Here is a 15517-nt window from a genome sequence, read left to right as displayed (position 1 = left end):
TCGGAGTGCATGATGGTTAGTCCCTTGTCGGCGGTGCCGGTCTCGATCCTTACCGGCTTCCTTGGTGCGGGCAAGACGACGCTGCTCAACCGGCTGCTGAAGGATCCCGATCTCTCGGATACGGCCGTTATCATCAACGAGTTCGGCGACGTGTCGATCGATCATTTGCTGGTGGAAGCCTCCAGCGACGGGGTCATCGAGCTTTCCGACGGCTGCCTCTGCTGTACCGTGCGTGGCGAACTGGTCGATACGCTTGCCGATCTCATGGACCGCATGCAGACCGGCAAGATCAAGCCGCTGAAGCGCGTCGTTATCGAAACCACCGGCCTTGCCGACCCGGCGCCAGTGCTGCAATCGGTGATCGGCAATCCGGTCATTGCGCAGAACTTCCGGCTGGATGGCGTGGTCACCGTCGTCGACGCCGTCAACGGCCTGCAGACGATCGCCAATCACGAGGAAGCGCTGAAGCAGATTGCCGTTGCCGATCGCATCGTCATCAGCAAGACAGGCCTTGCCGAAACGTCGGAGCGTGATGCGCTGACGGCGCGGATCCGCGCGCTCAATCCGCGCGCGCCGCTGATCGATGGCGACAGCGCCGAAGCCGGGCACGCAGAGCTGTTCGATTGTGGCCTCTACGACCCCTCGTCGAAGATCGCTGATGTCGGCCGCTGGCTGCAGGACGAGGCGCACCACGACCACCATGATCATGACCATGACCACGGTCACGATCATCACGACCACGATCACCACCACGATCACCACCATGATCATGGGCACGATCATCATCACCATCACGATGTGACGCGACATGGCGGCGACATCCGCTCCTTCAGCATCGTGCACGACCGGCCGATCGAGCCTATGGCGCTCGACATGTTCATCGATCTCCTGCGCTCGGCGCATGGCGAGAAGCTGCTCCGGATGAAGGCGATCGTCGCGGTTGCCGACAGGCCGGACCGGCCGCTGGTGCTGCATGGCGTGCAGAACGTCTTCCACACGCCGGAGCGGCTCGCCGCCTGGCCGGACCCGAACGACCGTCGCACGCGCATGGTGCTGATCACCAAGGGGTTGGAAGAGGCCTTCGTCCGCGACCTCTTCGACGCGTTCACCGGCAAGCCGCGCATCGACCGGCCAGACGCCCAAGCTTTGTCCGACAATCCGCTCGCCGTGCCAGGCATGCGGTTCTAAATCGCCTCAGTAATCGAAGCGTTGCCGCGCGGCAGACGTGGCGTCTTACGCGCCCTTGCGGATGAGGAACCGGTGGCCGCCGTCGGCGGGTGCGGCCTCTACAAGCTTGTGGCCGTCCTCGTTGCAGAAATGTGGAATGTCGATCACCGCCAGCGGATCGGTGGTCTCAATCTCCAGCAAAGCGCCCGGCGCCAGCGAAGTCATGCGTTTACGCGTCTTCAAAACGGGAAGGGGGCATTTAAGCCCCCTCAGGTCATAGACGATCTTCTGTTCGTCCGGCATCAATTGCCCCAGATCTTCCAGAACGGCCGCTTCTTCGGCGGCTCTTCCGTCATAACAGGCGCTTCGACGGCCGCATCGGCTGACGGTGTCGTTGCCGTGGTCACGGCAGCGGCCTGCTGCTGGGCGGCAGGGGCCGGCGCCTTCGCCTGCTTTGCCGTCGTTGCCGGGGCGGCTTGCGTCAGCGGCGCGGCAGTAGCCTGCTGTTCAGGCGTGATGACGACCGGGGCCGGCATCTGCAATTCCGGCTCGCTCTTGGAGAACAGGCTCCAGAAGGATTTCTTCGGCTGCTCGACGGCCGCCTGCATCACCGGCTGCGGAATGGGATTGGCGGCCGGGACCGGGACGTGCTTGCCGCCATCGGTCGCCTTTTCGAGTTCCTTCTTCTGGATCTCGACGGCCTGCTTGGTTTCTTCCGCTTCCTTCTGCAAGGCGATCTTCTTTTCGAGATCGCTCGCCTTCATCATCTTGCCGGCGTCAAGCGAGTTGCCGGTCGGCGCATAGGCGAGTTCGCGGCCGACGCGCTGCTTGGCGACGATCGCCTTGCGCTCGGCTTCGCTCGGTTCGTACCAGACCATGCCGTCATACTTCTTCATCGCCTTGTCGTAGTCGGTCTGGTAGCTCTTTTCGAAGCTCGCCATCGCCACCTGCAGGGCCGGCGGCGTCGACATGGCGGGGCACTGGCCACCCGGATTGAACGGGCCGGAGGCCTGCTGGTTGAAGACGTACTTCTTCTCGCAGACATTGACTTCCGGCGGACGCTTGGTGACTTCGAACTGGTCGTAGCCGACCTTCAGCATCTTCCAGAAGTCGATATTCGGATTGTCGCGGTGCCGCGCCATGTTCTCCGCGGTCATGCGGAAGGGGAAGGCCTGCAGCTGAACACTTTCCTGGCCGCCCTTGAAGCTATCGCGGGCGAGCGCAAAGATCTCGATCATCTGCTCGTCGGTCATCGAGTAGCAGCCCGACGACGAGCAGGCGCCGTGGATCATCAGGTGTGTGCCCTGGCGACCGTTCGCCTTGTCGTAGGCGTTGGGATAGCCGGTGTTGATCGCCAGATAGTAGTTGGAATTGGGGTTCATCTGGCGCGGGAAGAGCGGGTAGAAGCCTTCCGGCGCCTGCCGGTCGCCTTCCTTCACCTTGGGTCCAAGCTTGCCGGACCAGGCGCAGATCTTGTAGGTCTTCAAAAGCTGGAAGCGGTTGGCGGTATTGGCCTTCCAGACCTCGAGCGTGCCTTCTTCCTTGAAGATGCGCAGTGCGATCGGGGCTTGCTTCTGCATCCCGAGCTCGCTCATCTTTTTGACCATCGGGGCAGAGACCTGATACTCGGTCTTGTTCCTGACGGACTTGATATCGACCGATGTCGTCGCATCCAGCGTTTCGTTGGTGCAGCCGGCAAGCGCGGCGACAATGGCGGCGGAAGCTAAAAGGTTCCAGAAACGCATCAGCAGAGGCCCGTTCAAACCCAAACTCGACTAGGAAAGCCCAAGTCCGCGAGGGTGGGCCTTTTAGAGAATCACTAAGCGATTATACTTCACGAATTCTTAACCCTGCAGGGTGGCCCTGCCGATGCGCTGTTCATGACCTCATGAATATGGCCAAGATTTGGCCACACTCCGCTTTGCAGTTGCGAAATCCGCTTCCGCAATCGCGGGCCATCAGATCGGGCGAGGGGAAGGTCGTGGGATTTCCACCCCGCTCCCGCTTAAGGACTGCCGATCCGGCTTAGAGGTTACGGCCGATATTCAGATATTTTTGTCGGCGATCGGTGCGCAACTGGTCGCCATCGCGTCCGGAAAGTTCCTTGAGCGCGTCGGCGATCACGGTTCCGGTGCGGCCGATGACCGCGTTCGGGTCGCGGTGCGCGCCGCCGACCGGTTCCTGAATGATGCCGTCGATGACGCCGAGCGCTTTCAGATCCTCGGACGTGATCTTCATGTTGCTGGCCGCTTCCTTGGCGCGGGTGGAATCGCGCCACAGGATAGAGGCTGCACCTTCCGGCGAGATGACGCTGTAGATCGCATGCTCGAGCATGTACACGCGGTTGCCGGTGGCGATCGCAATCGCACCGCCGGAGCCGCCTTCGCCGATGACGACGGTGACGATCGGCACGCGAACGTTGAGGCACATCTCGGTGGAGCGGGCAATCGCTTCCGCCTGGCCGCGCTCTTCGGCGTTAACGCCCGGGTAGGCGCCTGCGGTATCGACCAGCGTGATCAGCGGCAGGCCGAAGCGGTCAGCCATTTCCATGACGCGGATCGCCTTGCGGTAGCCTTCCGGACGGGGGCTGCCGAAATTGTGCTTGATGCGCGACTTGGTGTCGTTGCCCTTTTCCTGGCCGAGAACGGCGACCGGCATGCCGCGGAAGCGCGCAAGGCCGGCCTGGATGGCGTCGTCGTTGGCGAAGTTGCGGTCGCCGGCAAGCGGCGTGAACTCGGTGAAGAGCTCGGCGGCATAATCCAGGAAGTGCGGGCGCGAGGGGTGGCGGGCGACCTGGGTCTTCTGCCACGGCGTCAGCTTCGAATAGATCTCGACCATCGCGTCGCGGACGCGCGTCTCCAGGCGTTCGATCTCATCCGAAGTGTTCACGCTCTCGTCTTCGCCGGCGAGCTTCTTCAATTCGAGAATCTTGCCTTCGAGGTCGGAGATGGGCTTTTCGAAATCGAGATAGTTGTGCATGAGATGCGTTTCCGATCATTTTGCGACAAGGGTCTGCGGGCCGAAACCAGCCTGCCCGGCGGTCCTAATCCTGTTTTTTCGCCTGTTTGGCAAGAGGGTGATGGTTTTGCACCAGGTTGTGCAGCCGTTCTTCCAGAACATGTGTATAGATTTGTGTCGTTGAAATGTCCGAGTGACCGAGCAGTTCCTGCACCGCGCGAAGGTCGGCGCCATTGGCCAGCAGGTGGCTGGCGAAGGCATGTCTAAGCACGTGCGGGGAGATCGTGGCGACGCGAATGCTGGCGCGCGCGGCCAGCGATTTCAGATCGCGGGCAAAAACCTGGCGCGGCAGGAATCCCTGCTTGCCCGAGGAGGGGAAGAGCCACGGGCTCTCTCGGTTGCCACTTTCCTCGCGCGCAATCTCCTCGGCGAGCGCCTCGCCATAGGCCCGCATGGCCCGGATCGCTGCCTGTGATAGCGGAACGAGGCGGTCCTTGTTGCCCTTGCCGCGGATGACGAGGAAGCGGCCGTTCTGGGCGAGCACGCTTGCGGGCAGCGACATGAGTTCGCTGACGCGCATGCCGGTCGCATAGAGCAGTTCGATCAGCGCATGCATGCGCAATTTGGCGAGGTGGTCGGTACCGCCGGCTGCCGCCTCGGTCTCCGCCTGGCCGATCAGGCGCGAGACGTCGTCGACGCTCAGCGTCTTCGGCAGGCTACGTCCCTTCTTCGGCGCGTCGAGGATCCCGGTCGGGTCGTCGCCGCGCATGCCTTCGGCGTAGAGGAATTTGTAGAACTGCCTGAGCGCCGAAAGCCGCCGCGCTTGCGAGGAGGCCTTGAAGCCCTGACCGGCGAGATGGGCGAGATACCCGCGAAGGTCATCTGGTGTCGCCCCGGTCAGCCCGGTTCCGAGCGTGCGCAGATGCGAGGAGGCATCTTCGAGGTCACGCTCGTAGGATTGCAGCGTATTGACCGCTGCACCCCGCTCGGCGCTCATCATTTCGAGGAAAGCCTCGACATGGGCGGCGGAAAGATCGCTCATTGGGTCTTGTTCACCCGTTCGGACGGGATCTTCACGGTGACGTCGCGCTCCGTCGGCTCGACGAAGGTGACGAGAGAGATCATCGTGCCGTACACTATCCCGGCAATTACGGCGCAGAAGAACAGGAACCGGAAGAGGGTCGGCATTTCAATCTCCTCTGCATGTGCCTTTCGATCGAAGCGGACGTAAGGATACATGCAGGCGTTCAAACGGCCAGTGCGTTTCAGGCGCTCGGAATGAGCGCGCGACGCTGTGGCGGGTGCCAGACCTATATGAACGCCGCTTCCGCCGAGTTCAAGAACCGTGAGCGGACGCGAGCGACGACTTGACGCTACACCCCGATTTGTCGATACCGAAAGGGAATGGGGAATAAGAAGTCCAATGAACGACGTGATCGAACCGGTTTCCGCAACGCTTGCCGAGCGGGCGAAGCTTGTACTCGGTAAACGTAATCTCGTGTTCATCGGCCTGATGGGCGCCGGCAAATCGGCAATCGGTCGTTTGACGGCTCAGGCGCTTGGCATTCCCTTCGTCGATTCCGACCATGAGATCGAGCGCGTCTCGCGCATGACGATCAGCGATCTCTTTGCCCGCTATGGCGAAGACGAGTTCCGGGCGCTTGAAACGCGGGTGCTGAAGCGGCTCTTGCGCAGCGGTCCGCGCGTGGTCTCGACCGGCGGCGGCGCCTATATCAACGAGCGCTCGCGCCGCCAGATCAAGAAGGGTGGCCTGACGGTCTGGCTGAACGCCGAGCTCGACGTGCTCTGGGAGCGGGTCAACAAGCGCGACACCCGGCCGCTGCTGAAGACCGAGAACCCGAAGCAGACGCTCGAAAACCTGATGAATGCGCGTTACCCGATCTACGCCGAAGCGGACCTGACGGTGCTGTCGCGCGATGTGAAGAAAGAGACGATGGTCGAGGATGTCCTCACCGCCGTCATCGAGTACCAGGACAAGAAGACCCATGAATAGCCATGCGATGCCTGCAGCCGAACGCAAGGTCCGTGTCGACCTCGGTGACCGTTCTTACGACATCCTGATCGGTCCCGGGCTGATTGCGGCGGCCGGTGAGGAAATCGCCGCCCGCCTCAAGGGGCGCAAGATGGCCGTCATCACCGATGAGAACGTCGCGCCGCGCTACCTTGAGCCGCTCATGGCGAGCCTTGGGGAGTGCGACATCGACGCCGTGTCGCTGGTGCTTCCCGCCGGCGAAAAGACCAAGAGCTTCGAACATCTGATTCCGGTCTGCGAAACGGTGCTTGGCGCCCGGATCGAGCGCAACGATGCGGTGATCGCGCTTGGCGGTGGCGTCATCGGTGACCTCACCGGCTTTGCCGCCGGCATCGTGCGCCGCGGCTCGCGCTTCATCCAGATACCGACCTCGCTCTTGGCGCAGGTGGATTCCTCCGTCGGCGGCAAGACCGGCATCAATTCGCCGCACGGCAAGAACCTGATCGGTGTCTTCCACCAGCCGGATCTGGTGCTGGCGGACACCGACGTGCTCGACACCTTGAGCGAGCGCGAATTCCGCGCCGGTTATGCCGAGGTCGCGAAATACGGGCTGATCGACAAGCCGGACTTCTTTGCCTGGCTCGAAAACAACTGGCAGGCGGTCTTTGCGGGGGGTAGCGCCCGCATTGAGGCGATCGCAGTCAGCTGCCAGGCCAAGGCGGACGTCGTGGCGGCGGACGAACGCGAAAATGGCCTGCGCGCGCTGCTCAATCTCGGCCACACCTTCGGCCATGCACTGGAGGCGGCGACCGAATACGACAGCGCCCGGCTGGTGCACGGTGAGGGCGTTTCGATCGGCATGGTGCTGGCGCATCAGTTCTCGACGCGCATGAACCTTGCGAGCGCCGACGATGCAACCCGTGTCGAGGCGCATCTGAGGGCCGTCGGCCTGCCGACGCGCATGTCGGAAATTCCCGGTACACTGCCTCCGGCAGAACGGCTGATGGACGCGATTGCCCAGGACAAGAAGGTCAAGGGCGGCAAGCTCACCTTCATCCTGACGAAGGGTATTGGCCAGTCCTTCGTCGCTGATGACGTCCCATCCTCCGAGGTTCTGAGCTTCCTGAGGGAAAAGCACCCGCAATGACCGGCGAAGCCTTCATTGCCTTCCTGGCGGAGTACTGGCTGTCGATCCTGTCAGTCTTCTGCCTGCTTGTGCTTTCGGGCTTCTTTTCGGGTTCGGAGACGGCGCTGACCGCCGCGTCGCGCTCGCGTATGCATACGCTGGAAAATAACGGCGAAGAGCGCGCCGGCATCGTCAACCGGCTGATCGAGCGTCGCGACCGGCTGATCGGCGCGCTGCTGATCGGCAACAATCTCGTCAACATTCTTGCCTCGTCACTGACGACGAGCCTGCTGATCGGTCTCTTCGGCGACAGCGGCGTGGCGATCGCCACACTCGCCATGACCGTGCTGCTCGTCATCTTCTCGGAAGTACTGCCGAAGAGCTGGGCGATTGCTTCGCCGGATCGTTTCGCGATTGCCGTGGCACCGCTCGTCCGTCTCTTCGTCGCCGTCGTCGGCCCGGTTTCTAGCCTCGTCAACGGCATCGTCCGGCGCCTGCTTAACATCTTCGGCATCAACCTGGCCTCCGACATGTCTATGCTGTCGGCGCATGAGGAACTGCGCGGCGCCGTGGACCTGCTGCACCGCGAGGGCTCGGTGATCAAGGCCGACCGCGATCGGCTCGGCGGCGTGCTCGATCTTGGCGAGCTTGAAATCTCCGACATCATGATCCACCGCACCAGCATGCGGGCGATCAATGCCGACGAGCCGCCGGAAACCTGCGTCCGCGATATTCTCGAAAGCCCGTTCACGCGGCTGCCGCTCTGGCGCGGGTCGACCGACAACATCATCGGCGTCGTGCATTCCAAGGATTTGCTGAGGGCGCTGGCCGAACCAAATGTCGAGCCGGAAAACCTCGATATCGTCAAGATCGCGCAGAAGCCCTGGTTCGTGCCGGACACGACCAACCTCAAGGATCAACTCAACGCGTTCCTGCGTCGCAAACTGCATCTGGCGATCGTCGTCGACGAGTATGGTCAGGTTCAGGGTCTGGTGACGCTGGAGGACATTCTGGAGGAGATCGTCGGCGATATCGCCGATGAGCACGACCTCGACATTCAGGGCGTGCGCCAGGAAGCCGATGGCTCGATCGTCGTCGATGGCTCGGTGCCGATCCGCGATCTCAACCGCGCGCTCGACTGGTCGCTGCCGGACGAGGAGGCGACGACGGTGGCCGGTCTGGTCATCCACGAGTCCAAGAGCATTCCGGAGGAGCGCCAGGCCTTCACCTTCCACGGCAAACGCTTCATCGTGATGAAGCGGGTGAAGAACCGCATTACCAAGCTGCGCATCCGTCCGGCGGAAGAGGGTGCTCCGCCGGCGTGATGGCCGCGATTGCCTCTACCAGCGGGTCGGCTCGCCGGGGGCTGCCGGCTCGACGGCGAGCGCATGCAGGCCGGCGTCGAGTTCTGGCTTCAGGAGATCATTGATGGCGCGGTGGCGGGCGACACGGCTCATGCCGGCAAAGGCGCTAGAAACGATACGCACCCGCATGTGGGACTCGCCGGTACCATCGAAGCCCGGCTGATGGCCGGTATGCTGATGGCTCTCGTTGATGACCTCGAGCCGTTCAGGGTGGAAGGCCTCGATCAGCTTCTTTTCGATGGTCTCGGTGAGCGACATTCTTCCGTCCCATTTTGCTGTTTGCTTGGCGCCCCCTCGCAGTTAAGAACCCGGTAATCGCTGGCACGGCGGCGCAAAATGCCCGCACAAAGCCAGCAACATTCCGCTTTGTCAATTCTTGTTGTGACTCCCGCCAAACCCCATAATGAGCGCCATGAGACTCGATTCAAAATACTTCGATCGCATTCGAACCCGGCGCAAGGTCGAGCCGCAGGCAGAGCCGGCGGCTCCCGTCTGTCAGTGGGACGGCTGCGATCAGAAGGGTGTGCACCGGGCGCCCGTCGGTCGCAACGCCGAGGGGCAGTACTTCATGTTCTGCTTCGAGCACGTGAAGGAATACAACAAGGGCTACAACTTCTTCTCCGGCCTCTCCGACAGCGAGGTCGCCCGCTACCAGAAGGAAGCGATCACCGGTCATCGGCCCACCTGGACCGTCGGCGTCAACAAGAACGCCAAGAACGGCCCGACCCAGTCGCAGACGCGGTCTGGCTCTGCCGGCGCCCAGGCCCGCATGCGCGATCCCTTCGGCTTTGTCAGCGAGGCGCGGGCGCGATCCGGTCGTCCCGAGCCACGCCAGCGCAAGCTGAAGACGCTCGAGGCGAAGGCCTTCGAAACGCTTGGTCTCGGAGCCTCGGCGACCACTGCCGACATCAAGGCGGCCTACAAGGACCTCGTCAAGAAGCATCACCCCGATGCCAATGGCGGAGATAGAGGATCGGAAGAGCGTTTTCGCGCGGTTATTCAGGCCTACCAATTGTTAAAACAGGCTGGTTTCTGCTAACAACCCGGATTAATACAGAAGCACTTTTGCAGGCGAATGCGCGGGTGCCGTCCGGTGGCCGCTCTGGAGACATGATGAGCAAGATTGACCTCGACATTTCCAACCTCCCCGACACCACGATTTCCGTCCGGGAGGTTTTCGGTATTGATACGGATTTGCGCGTTCCTGCCTATTCGAAGGGCGACGCCTATGTCCCGGATCTGGATCCGGACTACCTCTTCGACCGCGAAACGACGCTCGCCATTCTCGCAGGCTTCGCCCACAACCGACGCGTGATGGTGTCGGGCTATCACGGCACCGGCAAGTCCACCCATATCGAGCAGGTCGCCGCGCGCCTCAACTGGCCGTGCGTGCGCGTCAACCTCGATAGCCATGTCAGCCGTATCGACCTCGTCGGCAAGGACGCGATCGTCGTCAAGGACGGCCTGCAGGTCACCGAATTCAAGGACGGCATCCTGCCCTGGGCCTACCAGCACAATGTCGCGCTCGTCTTCGACGAATACGATGCCGGCCGCCCGGACGTCATGTTCGTCATCCAGCGCGTGCTGGAATCCTCCGGCCGCCTGACGCTGCTCGACCAGAGCCGTGTCATCCGTCCGCACCCGGCCTTCCGCCTGTTTGCGACCGCCAACACCGTCGGCCTCGGCGACACGACCGGCCTCTATCACGGCACGCAGCAGATCAACCAGGCGCAGATGGACCGCTGGTCGATCGTCACCACGCTGAACTACCTGCCGCACGACAAGGAAGTCGACATCGTCGCCGCCAAGGTCAAGGGCTTCACCGCCGACAAGGGCCGCGAGACCGTCTCCAAGATGGTACGTGTCGCCGACCTCACGCGCGCAGCCTTCATCAATGGCGATCTCTCGACTGTCATGAGCCCGCGTACGGTCATCACCTGGGCCGAGAACGCCCACATCTTCGGCGACATCGCTTTCGCCTTCCGCGTGACCTTCCTCAACAAGTGCGACGAGCTGGAGCGGGCGCTGGTCGCCGAGCACTACCAGCGCGCCTTCGGCATCGAGCTGAAGGAAAGCGCTGCCAACATCGTGCTCGAAGCCACCGCCTGATCCCACGGCCTGCCGTCCCCTTTGGGAGGGCGGGTCATGACGCTGTGGCAAACCGGATGACGCCCCACTGGGGCGCCGTCGCCTCTGGCTGAAGAAGGAACTGTCGTGAGCTCGAATTCGAAGGCAAAGCCAACCACGCGCGAGAATGCTGCGGAACCGTTCAAGCGGGCGCTTTCCGGCTGCATCCGATCGATCGCGGGCGATGCCGAGGTGGAAGTCGCCTTCGCCAACGAGCGGCCGGGCATGACCGGCGAACGCATCCGTCTGCCGGAACTTTCCAAGCGCCCGACCCTGCAGGAACTTGCCGTGACCCGCGGGCTCGGTGACAGCATGGCGCTGCGCAAGGCCTGTCACGATGCGCGGATCCACGCGACCATGTCGCCGCAAGGGGCGGACGCCCGCGCGATCTTCGATGCGGTGGAGCAGGCTCGTGTCGAGGCGATCGGGTCGTTGCGCATGGCGGGTGTCGCCAAGAACCTCAACGTCATGCTCGAAGAGAAATACGCCAAGGCGAATTTCGCAACGATCGAGCGCCAGGCGGACGCGCCGCTCGGCGAGGCCGTAGCGCTGCTGGTGCGCGAGAAGCTGACGGGCCAGAAGCCGCCGGCGTCTGCCGGCAAGGTGCTCGACCTCTGGCGCGAGTTCATCGAGGGCAAGGCTGCCGGCGACATTGAGCACCTGTCGTCGACGATCAACAACCAGCAGGCCTTTGCCCGGGTCGTTCGCGACATGCTGACCTCGATGGAAGTCGCCGAGAAATACGGTGACGACGACAACGAGCCGGACGAGCAGGAAAGCGAGACCGACGAAGACCAGCCGCGCAGCCAGGAGCAGGACGAGAACGCCAGCGACGAGGAAGCCGGCGACGATGCCGCACCCGCCGACGAGAACCAGGCTGCCGAAGAGCAGATGGAAGAAGGCGAGATGGACGGCGCGGAGATCTCCGACGACGATCTCCAGGACGAAGGCGACGAGGACAGCGAAACGCCCGGCGAGGTCAAGCGTCCGAACCAGCCCTTCGCCGACTTCAACGAGAAGGTCGACTACGCCGTCTTCACCCGCGAGTTCGACGAGACGATTGCCTCGGAAGAGCTTTGCGACGAGGCCGAGCTCGACCGGCTGCGCGCCTTCCTCGACAAGCAGCTTGCCCATCTTCAAGGCGCGGTCGGCCGCCTTGCCAACCGGCTGCAGCGCCGCCTGATGGCGCAGCAGAACCGCTCCTGGGAGTTCGATCTCGAAGAGGGGTATCTCGATTCGGCGCGGCTTCAGCGCATCATCATCGATCCGATGCAGCCGCTTTCCTTCAAGCGCGAAAAGGACACCAACTTCCGCGATACCGTCGTGACGCTGCTGATCGACAATTCCGGCTCGATGCGCGGCCGTCCGATCACGGTTGCCGCCACCTGCGCCGATATCCTGGCGCGCACGCTCGAGCGCTGCGGCGTCAAGGTCGAGATCCTCGGTTTTACCACCAAGGCGTGGAAGGGTGGGCAGTCACGCGAGAAGTGGCTGGCCGGCGGCAAGCCACAGGCCCCGGGTCGCCTCAACGACCTGCGACACATCGTCTACAAGTCTGCCGACGCTCCGTGGCGCCGGGCACGACGCAATCTCGGCCTGATGATGCGGGAAGGCCTGCTCAAGGAAAACATCGACGGCGAGGCGTTGATTTGGGCGCATGAGCGGCTGATGGCGCGGCGCGAACAGCGGCGCATCCTGATGATGATTTCGGACGGCGCGCCGGTCGACGACTCGACGCTGTCGGTCAATCCAGGAAACTATCTGGAGCGTCACCTGCGCGCGGTCATCGAGCAGATCGAAACGCGCTCGCCGGTGGAACTGCTGGCGATCGGTATCGGCCACGACGTGACGCGCTACTATCGCCGTGCCGTCACCATCGTCGATGCCGATGAGCTTGCCGGCGCGATGACCGAACAGCTGGCCGCACTCTTCGAGGACGAAAGCCAGCGCCGCGGTTCTTCGCGTCTTCGCCGCGCCGGGTGATGCTTCCCCCTTGGGGGCGGTGGAACATCGCCTCCGAGCTGCCAATCGGCACCTGCACGCATCGCTGGCGGCCGAAGTCAATTTACGGACATAGTTTTACAGTCTACCAAGCTACCATGCGTGGCGGGCTCACTTTGAGCGCACGCCGCGTCATTCCCGATGCCCCCTGAAGGTACTTCTCTTGATGCTTGGCCGCGGTCTCCTAGCCCTTTTCCTCCTGGCTTCGGCCTGCCCGGCATGGTCCGCTTCCGATAGCGAAGACCTGCCGATCCGCAGCCGCCAGATCAGTAATTTCGCTGTGGGTTCCAGCGCCACACGGTTTGGCGCCCTGGAGTTTCTCGGTGGTCTGGAGATGACCTCGTCAAATCCGCTGTTCGGCGCGGTTTCGGCAATCCGCTTTCGTCCTGACGGCAGCTCTTTCGTCGCCGTCATGGATACCGGCCACTGGCTGGAAGGTGCGGTAACCCGCGACGAGCAGGGTCGGCTTTCCGGTATCACCAACCTGACCGCCACGCCGATGGCGGATCGTAACGGTGATGTCGGCCTGGCGAAATGGAAGGTGGATTCCGAAGGGCTTGCCCTTCGAGAAGGCCAGGCGATCGTCAGTTACGAGCAGGCCCATCGCATCGACATCTATCCGGATCCGGGTTTTGCCGGCTCGAAGCCGATCGGAAGCCTGGCATTGCCGTTTCCGATCAGCGAGCTGCGCAGCAACGCCGGCATTGAGACGATCGCGGTCTCGCCGAAGGACAGCCCCCTCGCGGGCGCCATGATCGCCATTGCCGAACGCAGCGTCGACAAGGCGGACAATCTTTTGGCCGGTATCCTCGACGGGCCACAGCGCGGCGCATTCAGCGTCGTGCGCAAGGATCCCTATGCGGCAACCGATGGCGCCTTCCTGCCGAACGGCGACCTCTTGCTGCTGGAGCGACGTTTCTCCTTCGGCTCGGGTCTCGGCATGCAGATCCGTCGGGTCCCAGGCGATAAGATCAAGCCCGGCGCGGTCGTCGACGGCGAAGTCCTCTTCGAAGCGGACATGGGCTACCAGATCGACAACATGGAAGGCCTCGACGTCGTCGTGCGTCCCGACGGCGACGTGCGGGTCATCGTCGTCTCCGACGACAACCATTCGATCCTCGAGCGCAACCTGATGCTGGAGTTCCGGCTCAACACCGCGCTGACACAGTAAGCCAGCCAACTCCTGAACAGTGCGATCCGCCCGATCGTGTGGAGATCCGGCCAAGAGCCGGTGAAGGATCGAGCCGTCTCGCTCGGCGCGGCTGCGCAGAGGCCCGAACAAGCCCGTCCGATGCTTGACGGTGTCCCGGCAAAGGCCTATTGGCCGATTGTCCGTTGAAGGAGATTTATGCGCAGAGGCTGAAAATTTACCCGCATTCGCGGTTGTTCAAGGCGCCGAACAGGCGTCCCTCTTGACGCATATCTATTGAACGGAAAAACCATGAAAAAAATGGATTTGATGATCCGCGCCTATCGTGCTGCGGATTTGGAAGAACTGTCGGCCATCTGGTTCGAGGCCTCGATAACGGCGCACGCTTTTGTCGGCGAGGCGCGGTTGCGTGAACAGCGCCTGTTGATCGAGACCGTCTATCTGCCGAACGCGGAGACTTGGGTCGCCATCCGGGACGGCGAACCGGCCGGGTTCGTCAGCTTGCTCGACGATTTCATCGGCGGGCTGTTTGTCTCGCCGCGACACCAGGGTGCCGGCATCGGCCGCTTGTTGGTTTCGCATGCCCTGCAGCTGAAGGGGCAGCTCCGCTTGGAGGTCTACACCGCCAATTCGCAGGCCTATGCCTTCTACGAGAACCTCGGCTTTGAAGAACAGTCCCGGCGGTCGGAAGACGACGAAGGGCTGCCATTCGAAAACGCTCAGATGCTTTTGAAGCAGCGCTAGAAGGTGAGGCGCGGGGAAGGGCGGCTGCTGCTCTTCCCCGCGCCTTGCAATCGACGCCCGGTCGCCGCTTCGGCGCGGGCCGAGGCGTGCCGGCAGGCGGCCCTTAGGCCGCCTGCTTTTCCGCAGCGGGCATGGGCTTCACGATGCTCATCAGCGCGCCATAGGGGAGCAGCATGACGAGGCCGCAGAGGATCTTCACGCTCAAGTCACCGACCGCCCAGGAGATCCAGCGCGGTGCTTCAGCCGCAAGTACGCCGAGGAGCGGTGCGGTTTCCAGCGCAAAGCTGTCGTTCGGGCCGAAGAACACGAAGAACGGTGCGAACGCAAAGGAGAAGAACATTGCGGTATCGAGCGCCGAGCCGATCAGCGAGCCTGCGAGCGGCGCATGCCACCAGCTCTGACGGCGGAGCCGGTTGAACACCGATATGTCCAGGAGTTGACCGAACAGGAAGGCCGAGCCCGACGCGATAGCGATGCGCGGCGTGGCGGCGACGATGGAGAGCAGAATGGCGACGATGAAGCCTGCGACTACCACGCGACGCGCGATGCGCGGCCCGAACTGGCGGTTGGTAAGGTCGGTCACCAGGAAGGCGAAGGGATAGCTGAAGGCGCCCCAGGTGAGGAGATCGCCGAGCTGCATACCGGCAATCGAGCCCGGTAGCGGAAACTGAACGAGGATGTTCGAGGCGACGACCACGAGGGTCATCAGCGCGACATAGACGAAGAAAGTGCGGTTGATCAGCATTTTTTTATCCTGGGGTATGCCACCAGCTAGAGGGATGAAAGCAGGGCAGTGCACCCGGCCGATGAAGGCAAAAGCGCGTATCGGTTAAGAAACGTGCGCACGAGAAAAAGGCTTGCCGGATGAACCCGCAAGCCTTTTAAAC

General features: G+C 62.7%; 16 protein-coding genes. 9 read left to right on the top strand and 7 right to left on the bottom strand.

Translation table 11 applies throughout. The features are described 5' to 3' along the window. Positions 1-12 precede the first annotated feature (12 nt). Positions 13-1188, top strand: a complete 1176-nt coding sequence (locus FA04_RS14280) for a CobW family GTP-binding protein (RefSeq protein ID WP_034806522.1) — start codon at positions 13-15, stop codon at positions 1186-1188. A 45-nt stretch (positions 1189-1233) separates the two neighbouring features. Here FA04_RS14280 and FA04_RS14275 read toward each other — a convergent pair whose 3' ends face one another. The 5 genes from FA04_RS14275 to FA04_RS14255 form a co-directional block, all read right to left on the bottom strand. Then, positions 1234-1470, bottom strand: coding sequence for a sulfurtransferase TusA family protein (locus tag FA04_RS14275; protein ID WP_034806524.1), 237 nt, complete (start codon positions 1468-1470; stop codon positions 1234-1236). Beyond that, positions 1470-2912 carry a L,D-transpeptidase family protein gene (locus tag FA04_RS14270; protein WP_034806527.1) on the bottom strand — a complete coding sequence of 481 codons (1443 nt, stop codon included), beginning with the start codon at positions 2910-2912 and terminating at the stop codon, positions 1470-1472. Before FA04_RS14270 ends, FA04_RS14275 begins: the two co-directional genes overlap by 1 nt. A 280-nt stretch (positions 2913-3192) precedes the next feature. Then, a complete protein-coding gene (locus FA04_RS14265; RefSeq protein ID WP_034806530.1) occupies positions 3193-4146 on the bottom strand; it encodes an acetyl-CoA carboxylase carboxyltransferase subunit alpha in 954 nt (317 codons plus the stop codon). Between the two features lie 64 nt (positions 4147-4210). Next, positions 4211-5167, bottom strand: coding sequence for a site-specific tyrosine recombinase XerD (locus FA04_RS14260; protein WP_034806533.1), 957 nt, complete (start codon positions 5165-5167; stop codon positions 4211-4213). Then, a complete protein-coding gene (locus FA04_RS14255) occupies positions 5164-5313 on the bottom strand; it encodes a hypothetical protein (protein WP_034806731.1) in 150 nt (49 codons plus the stop codon). The genes FA04_RS14260 and FA04_RS14255 overlap by 4 nt, the downstream gene beginning before the upstream one ends. Before the next feature lie 235 nt (positions 5314-5548). On the opposite strand from FA04_RS14255, the gene FA04_RS14250 reads away from it, so the two are divergent. The 3 genes from FA04_RS14250 to FA04_RS14240 are packed head-to-tail and all read left to right on the top strand — an operon-like array spanning position 5549 to position 8569. Then, a complete protein-coding gene (locus FA04_RS14250; protein ID WP_034806536.1) occupies positions 5549-6139 on the top strand; it encodes a shikimate kinase in 591 nt (196 codons plus the stop codon). Continuing rightward, a complete protein-coding gene (gene aroB / locus FA04_RS14245) occupies positions 6132-7265 on the top strand; it encodes a 3-dehydroquinate synthase (protein ID WP_034806539.1) in 1134 nt (377 codons plus the stop codon). The genes FA04_RS14250 and aroB overlap by 8 nt, the downstream gene beginning before the upstream one ends. Continuing rightward, positions 7262-8569, top strand: coding sequence for an HlyC/CorC family transporter (locus FA04_RS14240; RefSeq protein ID WP_034806542.1), 1308 nt, complete (start codon positions 7262-7264; stop codon positions 8567-8569). The genes aroB and FA04_RS14240 overlap by 4 nt, the downstream gene beginning before the upstream one ends. A gap of 15 nt (positions 8570-8584) precedes the next feature. Here the strand turns inward: FA04_RS14240 and FA04_RS14235 are convergent, their stop codons facing one another. Continuing rightward, positions 8585-8866, bottom strand: a complete 282-nt coding sequence (locus FA04_RS14235; RefSeq protein ID WP_034806546.1) for a BolA family protein — start codon at positions 8864-8866, stop codon at positions 8585-8587. A 145-nt stretch (positions 8867-9011) separates the two neighbouring features. Between FA04_RS14235 and FA04_RS14230 the strand changes: the two genes are divergently transcribed. The 5 genes from FA04_RS14230 to FA04_RS14210 all read left to right on the top strand — a co-directional run bounded on the left by FA04_RS14230 (position 9012) and on the right by FA04_RS14210 (position 14630). Beyond that, the gene (locus FA04_RS14230; protein ID WP_034806549.1) at positions 9012-9647 is read left to right on the top strand and encodes a J domain-containing protein; all 636 of its coding nucleotides are present in this window, start codon (positions 9012-9014) and stop codon (positions 9645-9647) included. Between the two features lie 74 nt (positions 9648-9721). Next, on the top strand, positions 9722-10717 hold the full coding sequence (gene cobS / locus FA04_RS14225; protein WP_034806552.1) for a cobaltochelatase subunit CobS: 996 nt from the start codon (positions 9722-9724) through the stop codon (positions 10715-10717). Between the two features lie 105 nt (positions 10718-10822). Continuing rightward, entirely contained in the window at positions 10823-12718 is a 1896-nt protein-coding gene (gene cobT, locus FA04_RS14220) for a cobaltochelatase subunit CobT (RefSeq protein WP_034806554.1), read from the top strand. Between the two features lie 184 nt (positions 12719-12902). Further along, positions 12903-13907, top strand: coding sequence for an esterase-like activity of phytase family protein (locus tag FA04_RS14215; RefSeq protein ID WP_034806556.1), 1005 nt, complete (start codon positions 12903-12905; stop codon positions 13905-13907). Between the two features lie 270 nt (positions 13908-14177). Further along, positions 14178-14630 carry a GNAT family N-acetyltransferase gene (locus FA04_RS14210; RefSeq protein WP_034806561.1) on the top strand — a complete coding sequence of 151 codons (453 nt, stop codon included), beginning with the start codon at positions 14178-14180 and terminating at the stop codon, positions 14628-14630. A 103-nt stretch (positions 14631-14733) separates the two neighbouring features. On the opposite strand, the gene FA04_RS14205 is transcribed toward FA04_RS14210, so the two are convergent. Next, complete coding sequence (locus tag FA04_RS14205; RefSeq protein ID WP_034806565.1) at positions 14734-15375, bottom strand: VUT family protein; 642 nt, start codon at positions 15373-15375, stop codon at positions 14734-14736. Between the last annotated feature and the right edge of the window lie 142 nt (positions 15376-15517).

The sequence above is a fragment of the Ensifer adhaerens genome, assembly GCF_000697965.2.
Lineage (GTDB): Bacteria > Pseudomonadota > Alphaproteobacteria > Rhizobiales > Rhizobiaceae > Ensifer > Ensifer adhaerens.
The sequence above is the reverse complement of the archived record's forward strand: the minus strand, read 5'-3'. Positions and strand labels throughout refer to the sequence as shown.